This window comes from Pseudomonas ovata (genome assembly GCF_003131185.1).
GTDB classification, from domain to species: domain Bacteria; phylum Pseudomonadota; class Gammaproteobacteria; order Pseudomonadales; family Pseudomonadaceae; genus Aquipseudomonas; species Aquipseudomonas ovata.
Genome location: NZ_QFFU01000009.1, coordinates 108,905 through 125,641 on the forward strand (window position 1 = coordinate 108,905; position 16,737 = coordinate 125,641).

Sequence of the window (16,737 nt, forward strand, 5' to 3'; positions counted from 1 at the left end):
TCTGTTCACTCCTTTATTAAATGGATATAAATCCGCAAAAACAACCCTCATGCGGATGATTTATTGAGGACAAACGGATGATAGGAATTGGTCCACGCCTAAAGCAAGAGCGTGTACGCCTGAAACTTTCGCAAAGTGCGCTTGGTACTATTGGAGGTGTTGAAACCAACGCACAAGGCAACTATGAAAGCGGTCTCAGATTTCCCAGAGCCGATTACCTGTCTCGTATCGCAGAAGCCGGAGTCGATGTTGCCTACGTTGTTACCGGCCAGAAAAAGCTGGCCCTTAATGGGGTCAACGCTGTTGAGTCCGATCTTAATCGCGTGATTGCCCGTCTGCACGCCAGCCTGCATGACATGACCCAACAGCTTTATCAAATGACCCACCTGCTGGACGCGCGTTACAGCGAAAAGGACGCTATGAGTTGCCCCCCGCTCGAGACCATCCGTACTGAAGCCGAAGCCATCAGCCTGGCGATCGTGCGCCTGATCTATGTCACGTCAAAGCTTGGATAGTCACTTCAGGAATAAGCTTATAACTCCATGTTCCAGCCGCGCGACAGTCCCTTGCGAGGGCCTCTGCCAATCGTGACCATGCTGCCAGCTGTGAGACGTTACGTCGGCCCCTGGCAAACCGCCCCTCTGGTATTTCTGTCGTTACCAGCCCGCTATCAGGCTGTTACCTGTTTTTGCTCGCCGGGTCTCCTTACCCACGCTGCGACACAAGACAGGTAACGCGCATGGACAACTAACCCGACCAGCAAGCTCTCAAAGAATGTCACAAGAGCTGTGGGCCAGTGGCGATTATGCCGTTATCGGCACCCGGCTGCTGCTGACAGCCGAGCTATTGGCCCAGGCCTGCGATCTGCGCTACGACGACAAGGTTCTGGACGTCGCCGCCGGCCGTGGTAATGCCACCCTCGCTGCGGCCCGTTGTGGTGCCGTGGTGACATCGACCGATTTTGTACCGGCCTTGCTGGAGCGCGGACGTGAACGCGCACGTGCCGAACGCTTCGATGCCAGCTTTCTGGAGGCTGACGCCGAACACTTGCCCTTTGCAGACGCCAGCTTCGATGCCGTGCTTTCGAGCTTTGGCGTCATGTTCACCCCCGACCAGGCCCGATCCGCTGCGGAACTGGCTCGCGTGTGCCGGCCTGGCGGGCGAATCGGCCTGACCTGATGGACACCGGATGGCTTCATCGGCCACCTGTTCAAGACCCTTGCACGCCATCGCCCACCTCCCGCCGGCGTGCCTTCGCCATTGCTGTGGGGTATCGAAGCGCACCTGCGCACCTTGCTTGATGACCAGATTCGAACGTTGCGTGCCAAACCCCGGCTGTTCAGTCTGCGCTACCGCTCGGCCGAGCATTTCATCGACGTCTTTCGCACCTGGTACGGCCCGCTGCATCAGGCCACGGCCGCGCCGGCGCCCGTTTTGCCGCGAGGCAAGGCTGGCGCCGCGAAGTCTGGTCATTCCAGATGAGTGGCGAGTAACGCCGTCTCGCGGCAAAACAGGCCCGGCCCTTCGGGTTGCGTGCCCAATCTCGCCATGCGGTGTTGGAGGACGATCAACCCGTCTGGCGCGGCACCAGCGTGACCCAGTAGCGAGTGCGGGTCTGCACCTGCAGCGGCAGGCTGGCGGCCAGCAGTTGCAGCACCCGGTCGGTGTCGTCGAGACGAAAGGCACCGGTGACGCGCAGTTTTTCCAGGCTAGGGTCCCAGTGCAGGACGCCAGGCCGATAACGCGCCAGCTCGGTCAGGAAACTGCCCAGCGGGCGATTTTCAACGGTCAGCACGCCGCTTCGCCAGTCGGGTTGTTGCACGTCAAAATGCTCCACCGTACCGACGCCTGTCACATTGAGCCAGGCGCGCTGCCCGCCCTGCAGATGCACCGCAGCACCGGCCAGCGGTTGCAGCTCGACCTGCCCGCGCGACACGGATACACGACAGCGCCCGGCCTCTTCGCGCACGCACACCTCGGCACCACTGGCCATGATCTGCCCCAGGCGGGTCTGCAAGGTCAGGGCCGGCGCGGTATCGACCATGCTCAGCGCCACCTCTCCTTCGACCAGCATCAGCCGGTGCTGGCCAGCGTGCCAGTCCAGGTTCACGGCCGTGGCGGTATTGAGTTGCAGCAGGCTGGCGTCGGACAGACGTACAGTGCGCTGCTCGCCCGTACCCGTGCGCAGGTCGGCGCGCCAGGCCATCACCGGGGCCTGGCGACTGAGCACCCAGCCGGCGGGCAGCAAAGCCGCGACCACCAGGGCACGCTTGAGCAGCGCCCGGCGTTGCGGGTCCGCAGCCGAGCGGTCAAGACTGGCCATGGCCAGTTGCGGTGGCACATCGGCAAAGCGCTGGCGCAGGCCCTGGGCTTTTTGCCACATCTGTTCATGGCTGGGCGACTGTTCACGCCAGCGCTGCAAGCCGGCGCGATCCTCGGCACTGGCGGTGCCGGACTCGATCAATGCCAGCCAGCGTGCTGCCGCATGGGCCACCTGCCGGGCAGGGTCGTGGCCGACCGAACTCACAGGTCAGCCATCAGGCAGTGCTCGTAGGCCTGGGCCATGTAGCGTTTGACGGTGCGTTGCGACACCTGCAGCCGTTCGGCGATCTGCGCATAACCCAGGCCTTCGAGCTGCGACCAGAGAAAGGCCCGACGTACCGAATGTGGCAGGCCATCAAGCAGATCGTCCAGCGCCTGCAAGGTTTGCAGCACGATCCAGCGTTGCTCGGCCGACGGCGTCACCGCCTCGGGCAAATGCGCCAGGGCGTCCAGATAAGCCTGTTCCAGGCGCCGGCGACGCTGATGATTGAGCAGAAGACGCTTGCCCACCGTCACCAGATAAGCCCTGGGCTCGCGCAATGCCGCCAGCGGCTCGCCGTGCGGATAGGCCAGGACCCGCAAAAACGTTTCCTGGCTCAGGTCAGCGGCATCCCAGGCATTGCCCAGGCGCCTGCGCAACCAGGACTCCAGCCAACTGCGGTGTTCACGATAGAAACTGTCCAGCCCGGGCGGCAGTGAGTGTGCGGCGTCAGTCATGCCAGGGGCACTCTTCAGGAGGTCATGTTTTGCAATGAGAATAATTCTAATTAACTCACGCCCTGCCGCCAATCGGAATTTTTCCTCGTCCGGCCCCATTGGTCGCTCCCGCCTGAAAACAAGGCGCAGGCAACTACGCTTGTTCCGTTGTTCGCAACACCCTCTTGTAACGCCTTTTCAACTCAAAGGACCTACTGAATGTCGACATCACCGGAAGACGATTACATTGAACAGGCCGTAGGCAATTATGTGGCCGGCATGGTCTTTGCCGATGAAAGCCTGCTACGCCGCAGCCTGCACCCCGACAGCCGGATCATGAACTGCAGCCACGGCGTGCCCCAGTGGTACACGCTCGATGAGTTCATCGACACCATCAAGGCCGAGGGCACCGGCGAAAGCGATTTCAGCCCGTTCTGGGAAGCAGCACCTGAATCGGCAGACCCCAGGACTGCCGGCACGGTCAATGAGTACCGTCAATCGCTCAAGCTGTATGCCGATTGCGTCACCGTCAACCGCCGCTATGTGACGGCTTATCAGCATTGATCAGCATTGACCGGGCCAACGGTACTTGAGCGATAGCCAAAAGCCCGATACTGTACATAAAAACAGTATCGGGTTATTTCCATGCAGTTGATCGACAAGCTGAGCATTCTGGCCGACGCTGCCAAGTACGACGCCTCTTGTGCCAGCAGCGGCGCACCCAAACGCAGCTCAAAGGGCAAGGACGGGCTGGGCTCGACCAATGGCATGGGTATCTGCCACAGCTACACCCCCGATGGCCGCTGCGTCTCGCTGCTCAAGATCCTGCTGACCAATTTCTGCCTGTACGACTGCCAGTACTGCATCAACCGTCGCTCCAGCGACGTGCCCCGGGCGCGCTTCAACCCCGAAGAAGTGGTTACCCTGACCCTGGACTTCTACCGTCGCAACTGCGTCAGCGGGTTGTTCCTGAGCTCGGGCATCATCCGCTCGGCCGACTACACCATGGAACAACTGGTCGAGGTCGCCCGCCTGCTGCGTGAAGAACATCAGTTTCGCGGTTACATCCACCTCAAGACCATTCCCGACGCCGATCCTGCGCTGATCGCGCTGGCCGGACGCTATGCCGATCGCCTGAGTGTCAACATCGAACTGCCCACCGACCAGAGCCTGCAAATCCTGGCGCCGGAAAAGAACATCGGCTCGATCCGCCAGGCCATGCACACCATCCATACCGGCGAGCAGAACGTCAGGGATGAGCCACGCGCGCCACGCTTTGCGCCCGCCGGGCAAAGCACGCAAATGATCATTGGCGCCGACGCCACGGACGACAGCACCATCCTGCACAGCGCCCAGACCCTGTACAGCCACTTCAAGCTGCGCCGGGTCTATTACTCGGCCTTCAGCCCCATCCCCAACAGCCCTGGCAGCGTACCGCTGGCCGCCCCGCCGCTGTTGCGCGAGCACCGGCTGTACCAGGCTGACTTCCTCTTGCGCGGCTATGGTTTTCAGGCCGACGAACTGCTCAAGGGGCCTGGCGACCTGGCCCTGGACATCGATCCCAAGCTGGCGTGGGCGCTGAACAACCGCGACCTCTTCCCCCTGGACCTGAACCGTGCCGACCCGAGCCTGATCGCACGCATCCCGGGCATCGGCCTGCGCACCACGCAACGGCTTGTGGAACTGCGCCGGCAGCGGCGCATCCGCTATGAAGACCTGACGCGCATGCGCTGCCTGCTCGACAAGGCCAGGCCGTTCATCATCACCAGCGACTACAAGCCGTCCCAGGCACAATGCTCCAGCGAATACCTGCACCAGCAGTTACGTGATCGCCCGCAACCTCAACAACTGGGGCTCTGGGCATGATCAGCCTCGACTGCCAGGATCGCTTTGAGGTCTGGCGTGAGCAGGCGCGCTGGCTGCTCAGTCACGGCATCGACCCCAGCCGTGTCAGTTGGAACGGCGCACAGGACAGCGATCTGTTCGGCAGCGACGAATCCTTGCCGGCCACACCGGGGCCGTTCCAGGCGCGGGTGCCGCGGGCCTTGCTGGAGCAGTTGCAAGCGGCGGCTCAATACCGCGGTGAACAGCGCTGGAGCCTGCTCTACGAAGTGTTGTGGCGTGTGTGCCACGGTGACCGCACGGCGATGCTGGCCGGTGACCGACTGGGCAGTGAACTGCAACGCCGACTCAAGCAGGTCAGCCGCGAGGCCCACCACCTGCACGCCTTCCTGCGCTTCGTGGCGCTCAAGGCCGACACCGTCTGGCAGGACAACAATGCCCCGCATTATGTGGCCTGGCATGAACCGGCCCATGACATCCTGCACAGCGCCAGTGAGCACTTCATCGGGCGCATGGGTCGTCATCGCTGGCTGATCGCAACGCCCCGCGACGGGGTGTTCTATGACGGCACCCGGCTGATTCACCAGCCTCATTGCCCCGACGCCTGGCAACGACTGGCCCGCCAGCCGGACGATGCCAGCGGCGAGCTGTGGCTGACGTACTACCAGCACATCTTCAACCCGGCACGTCTCAATCCCAAGGTCATGCAAGGCCACTTTCCGAGCCGCTTCTGGAAAAACCTGCCCGAGGGACCGCTGATTCCGGCCCTGATCACCCAGGCACGCACCGGCAAGCAGCGCGATGGCCAGGCCGGCAGCCTGAGCGGCCGCGCCGGCAAGCGTATCCGCCCCTGACCCGGGCTGAGTAAAAACGTAGCGAGCGAAGGCAAGGTTACAGCGTAAGGTGGCCCTCAATGCACGTCACCGATGAGCCGCCAATCCAGATGTCATCGCCCAGGCGTTCGACCTGCACCCGCCCCCGGCGCCCCAGCGCCGTGCCCTGACTGACCACATAGCGCTCCGGCACCAACCCTTCCTCGAACAGCCAGCGAGCGATGCCGGCGTTGAGGCTGCCGGTCACCGGGTCTTCAGGCATGCCATCGCCACCGACGAACGCACGTACTTCAAAGTCCGCCTCGTCGCCATCAATGGCCGGCTCGAATGCACCAAAAACACCCACGACCAGATCGCCAAGGCGCGAAAAATCAGGCTGGAGCGCCAGCACCCGGGCCCGGTTGGCCAGGTGCAGGGCCGCCCAACCGGCACCATTGTCGACCCAGCGTGCTGCCAGCACTTCATCCACGTCCAGGCCCAAGGCATCACGTATCCGGGCCAGCAGTTCGTCGCCCACCGGTCCACTGCGCAGCAACGGCGGTGCAGTAAACGCCAGTTGACCGCCGACCCGACGGATACGCACCAGGCCGATGCCGCATTGCTGGACGATTTCTTCGCCCTTGGGCACACCGCCGTTTTCGAGCCAGGCGTGGCAGGTGCCCAGGGTGGGATGCCCGGCAAAGGGCAGCTCCCTGAGCGTCGTGAAAATCCGCACACGGTAGTCGGCCTGCGGCTCGGTGGGGGTCAGGATGAACGTGGTCTCGCTGAGGTTGGTCCAGTTCGCCAGCGCAGCCATGCGCTCATCACTGAGGTCATCGGCATCGAACACCACGGCCAGCGGATTGCCTTGCAAGGGCTGTTCGGCAAAGACATCCAGTTGTTTGAACGGGTAACGACGCATGACCGACTCCTGTCGACAAAACGCCAAGCGTGGCACGGCCACGACAGGGAGGTAAAGCGCGCCGGCTCAGGTTAAGCTCCAGTGAGCCTGCCAGGAGAGACGCGCTCATGCCCCTTGAAACGCTCTGCCATACCTTTGAGCAACACCCGCTGCTGGTGATCACCGGTGCCGGGATCAGCACCGCCTCCGGCATCCCGGATTACCGCGACCGTGAAGGCGTGCGTCGCGGCCAGCAACCGATGATGTATCAGGAATTCGTCGGCAACCCTGCGGCCCGCCAACGCTACTGGGCCCGCGCCATGCTGGGCTGGCCGCGCATCCTGGCCGCACAGCCCAATGCCGCGCACCAGGCGCTGGCGCAACTGCAGGCGGCAGGCCGGATCAGCGGCCTGATCACCCAGAACGTCGACGCCCTGCACACCCGTGCCGGCAGCCCGGCGGTGACCGAACTGCATGGCAGCCTGCACCGGGTCCTGTGCCTGGACTGCGGGCAGCGCTGCGAGCGCGCGACGCTGCAGCAACAGATGCTGGCCGACAACCCTTACCTGAACCGCGTCGAAGCGGTGCAGGCCCCCGACGGTGACACCCTGCTCGATGCCGCCTATATCGCCGACTTTCGCCTGCCGCTGTGTCCGCACTGCCAGGGTCAGCGGCTCAAGCCCGACGTGGTGTTCTTCGGCGAGAACGTGGCCAGCGACACCGCCGCCCAGGCGCTGGCCCTGGCGCACCAGGCGGCCGGCCTGCTGGTGGTCGGCACCTCACTGATGGCCTGGTCGGCGTTTCGCCTGTGCAAATTGATGGCCGAACAAGGCAAGCCGATCCTGGCCATCAACCAGGGCAAGACCCGCGCCGACGACCTGCTGAGCGCCAAGTTCGAGGTGCCGTGCGAAACGCTGCTGCCCCGGCTGGCGCAGGCACTGACTTAGGCTCTGTTGCCGTTTCAGCACGAGCCGTGATGAAACGGCAACAGCCCCTAGAACAAGCCCATCTGCCCACCGATCAGGCGGCTGAAATCGTCGCCGACAAAGGGCAGGATCGCATCGGCCAGCGGTTGCAGCTGGCGCGTGACGTAATGGTCGTAGTCGATGGGTGACTGCCGTGCTTCCAGCGGTTCGGGGCCGTTGACCGTCATGACATAACTGATCCAGCCGCCGCGCTGGTACTGCAACGGCCGGCCCAGGCGCCGGTTGTAGTCATCTGCCAGTTTTGCCGCCCGCACATGCGGCGGTACGTTGCGCTGGTATTCGTCCAGACGTCGGCGCAGGCGCTTGCGAAACACCAGCAACACGTCCAGTTCACCGGCCAGGGTGCGGCGTACATAATCGCGGATGTAATCCTGATGGGGGCGACGCTGGAAAATCAGCAGGTACAGGGCCTGCTGGAACTCCCGGGCCAAGGGTGACCAGTCGGTGCGCACCGACTCCAGGCCCTTGTAGATCATTTCCTGGGTCTGGTCGGCACGCGTGACCAGCCCGGCGTAACGTTTCTTGCTGCCCTCCTCGGCGCCGCGAATGGTCGGCATCAAAAAGCGGGTGTAGTGGGTTTCGTATTGCAACTCCAGGGCGCTGCTCAGGCCGTGGGTCTGCTGCAGGTGTTCGGTCCACCATTGATTGATATGCGCCACCAGCTCCAGCCCGAGGGCACGGGCCTGCTGCTCGTCATGGGGCTTGCCCAGCCAGACGAACGTGGAGTCGGTGTCGCCGTAGATCACCTGATGACCACGCGCTTCGATCAGTTGCCGGGTGGTGTGCATGATTTCATGCCCGCGCAAGGTGATCGACGACGCCAGGCGCGTATCGAAGAAGCGACAGCCACTGGTGCCCAGCACGCCATAGAATGCATTCATGATGATTTTCAACGCCTGGGACAACGGCGCATTGCCTTCACGCTTGGCCGTCTCGCGGCCCTGCCAGACCCGCTCGACAATAGCCGGCAGACAATGCCGGGTGCGGGAAAACCGGGCGCCGCGAAAGCCGGGCACCGAATGCTCGTCATCGGGCTGCTGCAAGCCTTCTATCAGACCGACGGGGTCGATGAGAAAGGTGCGAATGATCGAGGGGTACAGGCTCTTGTAGTCCAGCACCAGCACCGACTCGTAGAGTCCGGGCCGGGACTCCATGACAAATCCGCCGGGGCTGGCCTCGGGCATGCGCTCGCCCAGGTTCGGCGCCACGAAGCCCTGGCGGTGCATCAGCGGCAGGTACAGGTGGTAGAAAGCTGCCACCGAACCGCCATTGCGGTCGGCGGCAAGGCCGGTGACCGTGGCCCGTTCGAGCAGGAAGGTCAGCAGTCCCGTGACCTCGAAGATGCGCGTGACCAGTTCGCAATCCTTGAGGTTGTAGCGGGCCAGTGCCGGCTTGTCTTCGGCGAACAGGCGGTTGATTTCATCCATGCGCTGGTACGGCGTATCGATGGCCTTGCCCTCACCCAACAGCGTCCGGGCGACGAATTCGAGGCTGAACGAGGCAAAGCTCCAGGTGGCCGAGCGCAGCGCCTCGATGCCGTCGATGATCAGCCGGCCGCCGACCTGGGCAAAGAAATGCTGGCCGCTGCCATGTTCGCGCCAGCCCATCGGCTGGCCATCACGCCCCAGCAGAAGGGGCACACCCAGCCGCCGGGAATGCTCATGAAGAATACGCAGGTCGAACTGCACCACGTTCCAGCCGATGATGGCGTCCGGGTCGTGCTCGGCCAGCCACTGATTGAGCCGGATGAGCAGGTCGGTGCGACTGGCGCAGTACTCAAGCTCGAAATCCACCGCCGAGCTGTCGCCATTGGCCGGTCCGAGCATATACACCTGGCGCTGCCCGCAGCCCTGCAGGCCGATGGAGTACAGTTCGCCATGCTCAGTGGTCTCGATGTCCAGCGACACCAGCTTCAGGCGCGGTCGATAGTCCGGTGCGGGACGCACGACGGCCTGGCCCAGCACGCCGTCGGCCTCGGGCGTGCCCCCAAACCACACGGGCGCGGTGATGAAACGCTCCATCAGGTAGCGTTCCGGAGGGCGGATGTCGGCTTCGTAGAGGTCCAGGTTGCCCTTGCGCAACAGCCGCTCGACACTCAGCAACTGCCGATACTGCGTGCAATAAAGACCCAGCACCGGACGATGACGAAAGTCACGCAGCGCAAGCTCGCGCCACTCGACATCGGCGCCTTCCTCCCCACTTAGCAGCGCCTGGGCACGCTCGCGTTGCACGGCGGGCATGAACATGACCGAAGGCTGGGCCGGCAAGCGCACCCGGCGCGGTCCGTGGTCGGTCGCCAGCCACAATTCGATTTCAGTCCCGGCGGGCGTGTCACGCCAGTGGCGGCTGAGAATGAAACCCTGTTGTAGATCCAACGCCCTGGCCTCGCTGCCGTTCAGGCTGGCCATTCTACGCCAGAATCTATCCCGGATTTCCGACAACCAACACTGGATCAAGTGGTCTACTGCTGCGATATAATTTTGCCACTATTGACATCACAACTTCGTGCATTGGTTGGATATGAAGTCAATACTCGTCTTCAGTAGTAGCGTCATGGACCCAGCCTGATGAATTCAGCGACACGGATACCGCCGTCCACTCCCCGCAATGCCCGGCTCGCCAGACGTACCCTGGTAACGCTGCTGGGTTTGCTGAGCGCTATTTCATTGGTCATGGTCGTGGCGCTCCTGTTGATTGCCTTGCAATTGAACCGCGAGGCCAGTGCTCACAGCGAGCGCCTGGTCGACAAACTCTGGCAGGCGACCTCGAAGCAGCTTTCCACGGTCATGCTTGAAAATGCGCCGTGGGGTGACGCTTACAGCCATTTACACGTAAAGGTCGACACGGACTGGTCCTACGTACGGGATAACCTGGGGTCTTCGCTGTTCACCAGCTTCCAGTTCGAAGGGGTTTTTGTTGTCGACCCGCATAACCGCAGCAGCTATGCGCTCAATGAGGGCGAATTGACCGAGGCATCGCTGCAGGACTGGCTGGGCAACTTCCCTGCCAACCTGATCGAAGAAGCCCGTGCTGCCGAGGCAGACGATCATGTGGCCACACAGATCAGTCACCGCAAGGGCCAGCCGGTGTTTCTCCTGGCATCAAAACTGAGCCCAGGTAATGATCCCAGCGTGGAAAAGACGCCCGGGGTGCAATCGGTGCTGATCATGGCCTATCTGTTGAGCCCCGAGAAACTGCTTGCACTGGGCAAAAGCTATGAGATTTCCGGCCTGCGCATCCCTGCCGACGCCGAAGATGATGCAAGCGAGCCCTTCCTGCAGGTCGATCCTTACCTGTCGCTGCACTGGGACCCCGAGCAGCCCGGCTACCGGTTGCTGCGCGTGCTGTTGCCGATCCTGCTGTTGCTGCTGGCTTCGCTGTTGTTCGTGTCGCGACGCATTACCCGCCGCACCCTGGGCACTGCGCACCTGCTGGACAAGCAGTACGCGGTGATTCATGCCAGCCGTACAGCCCTGGCCAGCAGCGAGGCACGTTTTCGCAACGTCGCTGAAGCGGCCTCGGACTGGCTGTGGGAAACCGACCTGGAGCTGCGCATCACCTACTTGTCGGAGCGCTTCAGCGCCATCACTGGCCAATGTGCACAAGACTGGCTGGGACGCTGCCTGGATGACATGTTGCAATGCCAGGGCCAGACATTGCGTGACTGGATACGCGCCCAGCATACCGCCACGACCCGCTCGGTGATTCGTTGCACCCACTGCTCGCCTGCCGGAGTCCTGCTGACCAGCCATCTCGCCGTCAAGCCGATCCTGCGCGACGATCAGGTCACCGGCTATCAGGGCAGCGCCTCGGACATCACCCGTGAAGTGGCCGCCGAAGAGCGCCTGATGTACCTGTCGCAGCACGATACCCTCACCGGCCTGGCGAACCGCGTGCAACTGCGTGAATATCTGATCGCGCAACTGGAACAACTGCCGCGCCGCCCACAGCCGCTGACCATGCTCAACCTGGACCTTGATCACTTCAAGCCGGTCAATGACATCTATGGCCACAGCGGCGGCGACAGCGTGCTGCGCGAGTCGGCCTTGCGCATGGCGCGCTGCCTGCCGCCTGGCAGCCTGCTCGCGCGCCAGGGCGGTGATGAGTTCATTCTGATTGCCACGACGCTGGTCACCCGCGAAGACCTTGAACAGCTTTGCCAGGCGCTGATTGCCTGCATCGGCCAGCCATTCATCGTCAATCACCAGGAAGTCGTCATTGGCCTGAGCATTGGCGTGGCCCAGGCGCCTGCCCACGCCCGCCAGCCCGAGGACCTGCTCAGATTCTCTGACCTGGCGCTGTACCAGGCCAAAAAGGACGGGCGCAACACCTGGCGGCTGTACGATCCCGAGATGCTGGTGCGCCTGGAGCAGCAACGCGAACTGGAAAGCAGCCTGCGTACTGCGCTGCGGCACGGGCAATTCAACCTGCACTACCAGCCCAGGCATGATGTGCACAGCCGGCGCATCCTGAGCGTCGAGGCGCTGATCCGCTGGCAACACCCGCAAAAGGGGCTGTGCATGCCTGACCAGTTCATTGCGCTCGCCGAAGAAAACGGTCTTATCGTGCCCATCAGCGACTGGGTGCTGCAACGGGCCTGTAGCGATGCCATGCAGTGGGAAGACGAACTGCATGTCTCGGTCAATATTTCTGCCGTGGAGTTTCGCACTCAAGGGCTGGTCGAGCGCATCGCCAGCGTGCTGGCGGCCACCGGCCTGCCCAGCCATCGCCTGGAACTGGAGCTGACCGAGCGGGTGGTGATCGAAGATGCCGCTTCCAGCCTGGAGCTGATGCTCGCCCTCAAGGCATTGGGCGTACGCCTGTCGATGGACGACTTCGGTACCGGGTATTCGTCACTGAGTTACCTGAAAGACTTTCCGTTCGACACCCTGAAAATCGATCGCAGCTTCATCCAGGAGATCGACAGCAGTGCCCGCGGCCGTTCCATCGTGCAGGCGATCATCGCCCTGGGGCGGGCCCTGTCGATGAACATTACCGCCGAAGGCGTCGAAACCGAGGAGCAACTGCAATGCCTGGCCGGCTTCGGCTGTGATGAAGCCCAAGGCTACTTTCTCAACCGACCGATGCCGCTGCCGGCACTGATGCAGGCTATCGGCACCTGCAATGCCGTGGTGCCGTCCTTGAGCTGACGTTTTCCATGCCGTGCAGGGCGCTTTCAAGCTTGCGCGGTCTGCACGCTTGCCCGATGCTTGAGCGACCCCGAAGAGGGTCCTTCCCGATAACGTTCTCGCCACCGGAGAGCACGATGAAAACCGTAGCCCAGTTACTCAAATTAAAGCCTGAGCAGCATCGCCAGGTGCACACCATCGCCCCCGACGCCCTGGTGCTCGATGCCTTGCGACTGATGGCTGACAAGAACATCGGCGCCCTGGCCGTGGCCGAAGGCGGTCGTGTGGTCGGGGTGCTCAGCGAGCGCGATTACGCCCGCAAGATGGTGCTGCAGGGACGTTCATCGGCCGGCACGCCGGTCAGGGACATCATGAGCAGCCGGGTCATTACCGTCGACTCGGCGCAGAACGTCGAGACGTGCATGAACATCATGACCGACAACCACCTGCGCCATCTGCCGGTGGTCGATAATGGCGAACTGCTGGGCCTGCTGTCGATCGGCGACCTGGTCAAGGAAGCCATCGCCGAGCAGGCCAGCCTGATCCAGCAACTGGAACAGTACATTCGCGGGGAATAAACAACGGGCCGGCAGGATCAGTCATCCAGGACCGGCGCCCCGCCCTTGCCTGCCTTCGGGGCCTTCTCGGCCGGGGCGGCCGGGGTTGCCGCCGATGCAGATGCCGCAGCTTCCCGCTCACGCATGGGCATCTGGTCGATGGTGGCGAAGATCTCCTTGGGATCGAGGGTGTCGGCATCCATCTTTTTCTCGCCATCCTTGCCGATCAGGACCACGCGGGTCTTGCCACCGGCGCCCTGGCTGAACTCGCGGATCAGCGCCATGGTCGCCTGGGTGTCCAGCGGCTTGTCATTGCGCTTGCCCTCAAGGCCTACCAACGTGTACAGCACCATGTTGCGCTGGTTGAAGGCTTCGCGGTTGGCCGGTTCCTCCAGCACTTTTCTGATAGAAACCAGCGTCGGGTCGTCCGCCTTGGGCGCAATGATGACCAGCGGCCGGGATTTGCCACGGTCCTGGGCCAGCGGCGTATCGCTGTCGGCAGCAAACACCGGGGCGGCGATCAGCAGCAGGGTGGCAAGGGTCAGTGACCGGATAGGCATGAGCAGCTCCTTTTCAAATCCATGGGTTGGCATATCGCGAGATGAATCCGCAATTCCCATGTGAATTTCTACCGCATCGAGCCCTGACCGTACAGTCCAAATCCACGTTACCCACTGCGGCCTGACTCAGGCCAGAAGCTGTTGCAGACGCTCGACAATCATTTCCACCTCATCGGCGGTCAGGGTCAGAGGCGGCAGCAAGCGAATGATTCGCCCCCGGGTCACATTGAGCAAAAGCCCATACTGGCGGGCCGCGACCAGGGCAAGATCAGCCACGGGCTGATGCAATTCCACGCCAATCATCAGCCCCCGGCCACGGATGGCAGACACTTTGCTGTGACCGGCGAAGACCTCATTGAGCCGCTGCAACAGATAGCGTCCCTGGACCTCGGCATTATTTACCAATTGTTGCCGGGCAATGATCTCCAGCACTGTGCACCCCACCCGACAGGCCAGTGGATTGCCGCCAAAGGTGCTGCCATGACTGCCCGGCGTAAACAGCCGCGCGGCCTTGCCGCGCGCCAGGCAAGCGCCGATGGGAATGCCATTGCCCAGGCCTTTGGCCAGGGTCATGACGTCCGGCACGATGGCTTCGTGTTCGAATGCAAAGAGCCGCCCGGTACGCCCCATGCCGGTCTGGATCTCATCGAGCATCAGCAACCAGTCGCGCCGGCTGCAGCGCTCGCGCAGGGCCTTGAAGTAGCCGGCCGGCGGCATCTGCACGCCGCTCTCACCCTGAATGGGCTCGACCAGCACAGCCGCGATACGCGGTCCGTGGCGGGCGCACAGCTGATCGAAGGCCGGCAGGTCCCCGAACGGCACCCGCACGATGCCGCCGGGCAGATCGGCAAATCCCAGACGTACCGCCGGCCCGTCACTGGCGGCCAGCGTACCCAGGGTGCGGCCATGAAAGGCATTGCCCATGACCACCACCAGCGGTTGCTCGATACCTTTGTGCCAGCCGTGCAACCGCGCCAGCTTGAGTGCAGTTTCGTTGGCTTCGGCCCCTGAATTGCTGAAGAACACCCGCTCCAGGCCGGACAAGCGGGTCAATTCATGCGCCAGGCGGTGCTGCCATTCGATGCTGTACAGGTTGGAGGTGTGCAACACCATCCCGGCCTGTTCGCTGATGGCGGCCACAAGGACCGGATGGGCGTGGCCGATGTTGGTCACTGCCACACCGGCCACGGCATCGAGGTATTCACGCCCATCCTGATCCCACAGACGGGTGCCCAGGCCACGCACGAAACTGACGGGCAATGGCTGGTAGGTGTTCATCAGGCAGGCGGCGGTCATGACATCGGGCTCCACGGTATGTCAGGGGGGGTGATTTGCAGTATGGTTAGCCACCCCTGGTGGATAAACCCCGAAACACTTACATCTTTTTAAAGCATGGATTGATAATGGATCTTTTTCAGGCGATGACGGTGTACGTCAAGGTGGTCGAGACCGGTAGCATGACGGCAGCTGCCCGCGAGTGCGGCCTTTCCACCACCATGGTAGGCAATCACCTGCGCGCACTGGAACAACGCCTGGGCGTCAGCCTGCTCCAGCGCACCACTCGCCGCCAGCGGCTGACCGAGTTCGGCCAGGCTTACTATCAACGCTGCCTGGAGGTGCTGGGACTGGTGGCCGACTCCGAACAGTTGGCCGAGCAGGCACAGGGTGAACCGATCGGCACCTTGCGCATTACCGCGCCCCTGACCTTTGGTTCTGAACGACTGTCGCCTGCGCTGTGTGAATTTTCCAGGCGTCATCCGAAGATCAGGCTGGATGTGGTGCTGACCAACCAGCGCGTCGACCTGCTCGACAACGGTTTCGATGTCGGCGTTCGCATGGGCAGCCTGCCGTCGTCCTCACGCCTGGTCGCCCGTGCGTTGCATGACTACACCCTGACGCTGTGTGCAGCGCCCGACTACCTGGCCCGACGTGGCACGCCCGTGTGCCCGCAAGACCTTGAAAGTCATGATTGCCTGGCGTTCGCGTACCTGGCAGGCGACGACTGGAGCGCCACGCAAACGCACTGGCCGTTCAGCGGGCCCGAAGGCGAGGTGCGGGTACCGGTGTCGGGCTCATTGACGATCAACTCTTCGGCCGGGCTGTACCAGGCAGCCAAGGCCGGCATGGGCATTGTCATGATGCCTGATGCACTGGTCGAACAGGACTTGCGCGAAGGCCGCCTGGTTGCACTGCTGCCCGCGTACCGGCTGCCCAGCCGGCCCATGCACCTGATCTACCCGCAAGAGCGCTACCGCCTGCCCAAGCTGCGCAGCTTTGTCGATTATGCGCTGGGGTTATGGGGCCGGTCGGCACCGTAGGCCCGCTCGCACAGTGCCTCAAGCAACGGCCCGGTGGCCATCGTATGGCTGTCGAACACGAACTCGGCATCCTGCGGCACTTCGAACGGCGCATCCCAGCCGGTCAGGTTGTGCAGTTCGCCGCGTTGCGCCCGGGCGTACAGCCCCTTGGGGTCGCGCTGCATGCACACCTGCAGGCTGGTCGAGACGTGCACCTGGGTGAAACGACCGGTGTCGAACAACCGGCGCACCCGCAGGCGGTCTTCGGCGAACGGCGAGACAAAGGCGCAGATGACCTGCAGCCCGGCGCGGTGCAACAAGGCGGCCACTTCACCGGCGCGACGGATGTTTTCCTGCCGGTCGGCGTCGCTCATCCCCAGGTCCGCACACAGGCCGCGCCGCAACTCATCACCGTCAAGCACCACCACGGCTTGCCCCTGCGCCTTGAAACGCTGCTCCAGGGCACGGGCCAGGGTGGTCTTGCCGGCGGCAGGCAGGCCGGTCAGCCAGAATACATGGCTCATGAAGCCAGGCCTGCGCACACGGGTACGGACACCAACAGAGAGAATCGAGGACGACAACGCATGGATTTTTCTGCCTGGAGGGCTGAACACAGGCCTGACGATATAAGCCAT

The 16,737-nt window shown here is 62.9% G+C and carries 15 protein-coding genes and 1 pseudogene; 9 read left to right on the forward strand and 7 right to left on the reverse strand.

The annotated features are described in order from the left end of the window. Window positions 1-77: 77 nt before the first annotated feature. Both DGA31_RS14465 and DGA31_RS14470 read left to right on the forward strand, forming a co-directional pair. Complete coding sequence (locus DGA31_RS14465; protein WP_109513002.1) at window positions 78-515, forward strand: helix-turn-helix domain-containing protein; 438 nt, start codon at window positions 78-80, stop codon at window positions 513-515. 259 nt (window positions 516-774) lie between these two features. Next, window positions 775-1,431 (forward strand): annotated as a pseudogene (locus DGA31_RS14470) (class I SAM-dependent methyltransferase); the annotation flags it as partial. Window positions 1,432-1,567: 136 nt separating this feature from the next. Here the strand turns inward: DGA31_RS14470 and DGA31_RS14475 are convergent. Both DGA31_RS14475 and DGA31_RS14480 read right to left on the reverse strand, forming a co-directional pair. Next, on the reverse strand, window positions 1,568-2,527 hold the full coding sequence (locus DGA31_RS14475; RefSeq protein ID WP_109513003.1) for a FecR domain-containing protein: 960 nt from the start codon (window positions 2,525-2,527) through the stop codon (window positions 1,568-1,570). Then, window positions 2,524-3,039: a sigma-70 family RNA polymerase sigma factor gene (locus tag DGA31_RS14480; protein ID WP_109513004.1), complete on the reverse strand. Its 516-nt coding sequence runs from the start codon at window positions 3,037-3,039 to the stop codon at window positions 2,524-2,526. Before DGA31_RS14480 ends, DGA31_RS14475 begins: the two co-directional genes overlap by 4 nt. 198 nt (window positions 3,040-3,237) lie before the next feature. Here DGA31_RS14480 and DGA31_RS14485 point away from each other — a divergent pair, with 198 nt between their 5' ends. The 3 genes from DGA31_RS14485 to DGA31_RS14495 all read left to right on the forward strand — a co-directional run bounded on the left by DGA31_RS14485 (window position 3,238) and on the right by DGA31_RS14495 (window position 5,714). Beyond that, window positions 3,238-3,582: a nuclear transport factor 2 family protein gene (locus tag DGA31_RS14485; RefSeq protein WP_109513005.1), complete on the forward strand. Its 345-nt coding sequence runs from the start codon at window positions 3,238-3,240 to the stop codon at window positions 3,580-3,582. A gap of 81 nt (window positions 3,583-3,663) precedes the next feature. Continuing rightward, the gene (locus DGA31_RS14490; protein WP_109513006.1) at window positions 3,664-4,884 is read left to right on the forward strand and encodes a putative DNA modification/repair radical SAM protein; all 1,221 of its coding nucleotides are present in this window, start codon (window positions 3,664-3,666) and stop codon (window positions 4,882-4,884) included. Beyond that, window positions 4,881-5,714, forward strand: a complete 834-nt coding sequence (locus DGA31_RS14495) for a TIGR03915 family putative DNA repair protein (protein WP_109513007.1) — start codon at window positions 4,881-4,883, stop codon at window positions 5,712-5,714. Before DGA31_RS14490 ends, DGA31_RS14495 begins: the two co-directional genes overlap by 4 nt. A gap of 37 nt (window positions 5,715-5,751) precedes the next feature. On the opposite strand, the gene DGA31_RS14500 is transcribed toward DGA31_RS14495, so the two are convergent. Next, window positions 5,752-6,594 (reverse strand): PhzF family phenazine biosynthesis protein, encoded by an 843-nt coding sequence (locus DGA31_RS14500; RefSeq protein ID WP_109513008.1) that lies wholly within the window; start codon window positions 6,592-6,594, stop codon window positions 5,752-5,754. 107 nt (window positions 6,595-6,701) lie between these two features. On the opposite strand from DGA31_RS14500, the gene DGA31_RS14505 reads away from it, so the two are divergent. Continuing rightward, window positions 6,702-7,520, forward strand: coding sequence for an NAD-dependent protein deacetylase (locus tag DGA31_RS14505; RefSeq protein ID WP_109513009.1), 819 nt, complete (start codon window positions 6,702-6,704; stop codon window positions 7,518-7,520). A 47-nt stretch (window positions 7,521-7,567) separates the two neighbouring features. Here DGA31_RS14505 and DGA31_RS14510 read toward each other — a convergent pair whose 3' ends face one another. Continuing rightward, on the reverse strand, window positions 7,568-9,934 hold the full coding sequence (locus DGA31_RS14510; RefSeq protein ID WP_109513072.1) for a DNA polymerase II: 2,367 nt from the start codon (window positions 9,932-9,934) through the stop codon (window positions 7,568-7,570). 192 nt (window positions 9,935-10,126) lie between these two features. Here DGA31_RS14510 and DGA31_RS14515 point away from each other — a divergent pair, with 192 nt between their 5' ends. Further along, complete coding sequence (locus DGA31_RS14515; RefSeq protein ID WP_109513010.1) at window positions 10,127-12,709, forward strand: bifunctional diguanylate cyclase/phosphodiesterase; 2,583 nt, start codon at window positions 10,127-10,129, stop codon at window positions 12,707-12,709. Between the two features lie 116 nt (window positions 12,710-12,825). After that, window positions 12,826-13,266 (forward strand): CBS domain-containing protein, encoded by a 441-nt coding sequence (locus DGA31_RS14520; RefSeq protein ID WP_056839811.1) that lies wholly within the window; start codon window positions 12,826-12,828, stop codon window positions 13,264-13,266. A gap of 17 nt (window positions 13,267-13,283) precedes the next feature. On the opposite strand, the gene DGA31_RS14525 is transcribed toward DGA31_RS14520, so the two are convergent. Beyond that, window positions 13,284-13,805, reverse strand: coding sequence for a DUF4174 domain-containing protein (locus tag DGA31_RS14525; RefSeq protein WP_109513011.1), 522 nt, complete (start codon window positions 13,803-13,805; stop codon window positions 13,284-13,286). A gap of 126 nt (window positions 13,806-13,931) precedes the next feature. Beyond that, a complete protein-coding gene (locus DGA31_RS14530) occupies window positions 13,932-15,101 on the reverse strand; it encodes an aspartate aminotransferase family protein (RefSeq protein ID WP_109513012.1) in 1,170 nt (389 codons plus the stop codon). Between the two features lie 107 nt (window positions 15,102-15,208). Between DGA31_RS14530 and DGA31_RS14535 the strand changes: the two genes are divergently transcribed. Beyond that, window positions 15,209-16,123, forward strand: a complete 915-nt coding sequence (locus DGA31_RS14535; protein ID WP_109513013.1) for a LysR family transcriptional regulator — start codon at window positions 15,209-15,211, stop codon at window positions 16,121-16,123. On the opposite strand, the gene cysC is transcribed toward DGA31_RS14535, so the two are convergent. Continuing rightward, on the reverse strand, window positions 16,087-16,737 hold the full coding sequence (gene cysC / locus DGA31_RS14540) for an adenylyl-sulfate kinase (protein ID WP_109513014.1): 651 nt from the start codon (window positions 16,735-16,737) through the stop codon (window positions 16,087-16,089). The genes DGA31_RS14535 and cysC overlap by 37 nt on opposite strands.

Coding starts and splice junctions, on each gene's coding strand:
- DGA31_RS14465 (WP_109513002.1), top strand. CDS start 78: ATGATAGGAATTGGTCCACGCCTAAAGCAAGAGCGTGTACGCCTGAAA.
- DGA31_RS14480 (WP_109513004.1), bottom strand. CDS start 3,039: ATGACTGACGCCGCACACTCACTGCCGCCCGGGCTGGACAGTTTCTAT.
- DGA31_RS14485 (WP_109513005.1), top strand. CDS start 3,238: ATGTCGACATCACCGGAAGACGATTACATTGAACAGGCCGTAGGCAAT.
- DGA31_RS14490 (WP_109513006.1), top strand. CDS start 3,664: ATGCAGTTGATCGACAAGCTGAGCATTCTGGCCGACGCTGCCAAGTAC.
- DGA31_RS14495 (WP_109513007.1), top strand. CDS start 4,881: ATGATCAGCCTCGACTGCCAGGATCGCTTTGAGGTCTGGCGTGAGCAG.
- DGA31_RS14500 (WP_109513008.1), bottom strand. CDS start 6,594: ATGCGTCGTTACCCGTTCAAACAACTGGATGTCTTTGCCGAACAGCCC.
- DGA31_RS14505 (WP_109513009.1), top strand. CDS start 6,702: ATGCCCCTTGAAACGCTCTGCCATACCTTTGAGCAACACCCGCTGCTG.
- DGA31_RS14515 (WP_109513010.1), top strand. CDS start 10,127: ATGAATTCAGCGACACGGATACCGCCGTCCACTCCCCGCAATGCCCGG.
- DGA31_RS14520 (WP_056839811.1), top strand. CDS start 12,826: ATGAAAACCGTAGCCCAGTTACTCAAATTAAAGCCTGAGCAGCATCGC.
- DGA31_RS14525 (WP_109513011.1), bottom strand. CDS start 13,805: ATGCCTATCCGGTCACTGACCCTTGCCACCCTGCTGCTGATCGCCGCC.
- DGA31_RS14530 (WP_109513012.1), bottom strand. CDS start 15,101: ATGACCGCCGCCTGCCTGATGAACACCTACCAGCCATTGCCCGTCAGT.
- DGA31_RS14535 (WP_109513013.1), top strand. CDS start 15,209: ATGGATCTTTTTCAGGCGATGACGGTGTACGTCAAGGTGGTCGAGACC.
- cysC (WP_109513014.1), bottom strand. CDS start 16,737: ATGGCTTATATCGTCAGGCCTGTGTTCAGCCCTCCAGGCAGAAAAATC.